This is a genomic window from Salinivibrio sp. SS2, from assembly GCF_001722075.1.
Classification (GTDB): Bacteria; Pseudomonadota; Gammaproteobacteria; order Enterobacterales; family Vibrionaceae; genus Salinivibrio; species Salinivibrio proteolyticus.
In genome coordinates this window covers 1-1,333 of record NZ_MEBP01000138.1, presented here as the reverse complement: position 1 = coordinate 1,333, position 1,333 = coordinate 1, and the positions used below count along the sequence as shown (strand labels likewise).

1 protein-coding gene is annotated in these 1,333 nt (G+C 46.1%); it reads left to right on the top strand.

What is annotated here, in order from left to right:
• The first annotated feature begins 94 nt into the window (after positions 1 to 94).
• Complete coding sequence (locus BGK46_RS16430; RefSeq protein ID WP_069591129.1) at positions 95 to 1,327, top strand: ISL3 family transposase; 1,233 nt, start codon at positions 95 to 97, stop codon at positions 1,325 to 1,327.
• The last annotated feature ends 6 nt before the right edge of the window (positions 1,328 to 1,333 follow it).

The following is a 1,333-nucleotide window of genomic DNA, read 5'->3' as shown; positions in this document are numbered from 1 at the left end:
GGCTCTTCACCGGATGTGGTGGAAAGTGTTTCTTTTCAAGTTTTCCGATTAATTGGACAATGAGGAAACACTCTGCACTTGAGCCCTGAATCAGATGAAAGATACAGCACTCTATCAAGCGATCCTTGGACTGACTCCGCCATGGACTGTCGACTCTGTCCAGGTGGATAAAAAGAGCCAGCGTATTACCGTGACCATCATGTACGAAAGTCCTTCAGGCGTTGCTTGTCCAACATGCTCGAAAGTGGTAAGAAAGCATGACTCTCGAAAGCGGATATGGCGTCATTTGGATACATGCCAATACGAAACATATCTTGAGGCCCAAGTTCCACGTGCTGACTGTCCAAAGCACGGGGTTCAGACCATTTCTGTTCCTTGGGCATCTCCTAGTAGTCGCTATACCGAACTCTTCGAGACAAAGATTATTGAAACACTTCAGTTCACTTCTCTTCACTCTGTATCTAAAGCCTTTCGACTGAGTTGGGGAGCCATTGATCGGATAATGAAAAGGGCTGTTTCACGAGGGCTCGCCCGGAGAAATTTAAATAAGGTAGAAGATCTGTTGGTAGACGAAACTGCCTTTTGCCGAGGGCATGATTATGTCACTGTGATGTCGAGCCGAACGGGCCAAGTTCTCGCTGTTGCCGACGGTAAAAGTGAACAAAGCTTAGCAAACTGCTATCGAGTGCTGCCTAACATCGCTAAACAACAGGTCCGCTCAGTCTCGATGGATATGAGCCAAGCTTTTATGAATGCAACCGAGTCCTTCTTTGGCTCACGATCTAAACGCCTGATTGCAGTTGATCATTTCCACGTAGCAAAAGTGCTCACCAAAGCTGTTGACGATGTTCGCAAGCAAGAGGTTAACCGTCTACCGCCATACCTTAAACGAGAGTGCTACAGAACGCGTTATGGCTGGCTCAAAAGAAATAGAAACCTCACCGGTCGCCTGAGAGAGCGTATAAACAGATTGGCCAAACTCATGATAGATACAAGCCTTAGCTGGTTGCTCAAAGAGCAAGCAAGAATAATCTGGTACGGAAGTTCGATCAGAAGCGCAAGGAATCAATGGCTAGAGTGGCTTGCTTTAGTTAAAGCAAGTGGAATTAAACCATTGATGACAGCAGCAGCGACAGTGAAAAAGCACTTACCAGCAATCCTTAATGCAATGCGGCTTAAGGCATCGAATGGCTTGGCGGAGGCTATAAATGCCAAAATCCAATATATGAAGCTTAGAGCCAAAGGCTTTAGAAACAAACAACGGTTCAAGACAGCGATACTGTTCTATTTTGGGGGGCTTGATATGACTTTCCACCATGAACGATGAAGAGCC

What these genes read in the sequence shown, in the direction of transcription:
- BGK46_RS16430 (WP_069591129.1), top strand. Translation starts at nt 95, where the DNA reads ATGAAAGATACAGCACTCTATCAAGCGATCCTTGGACTGACTCCGCCA.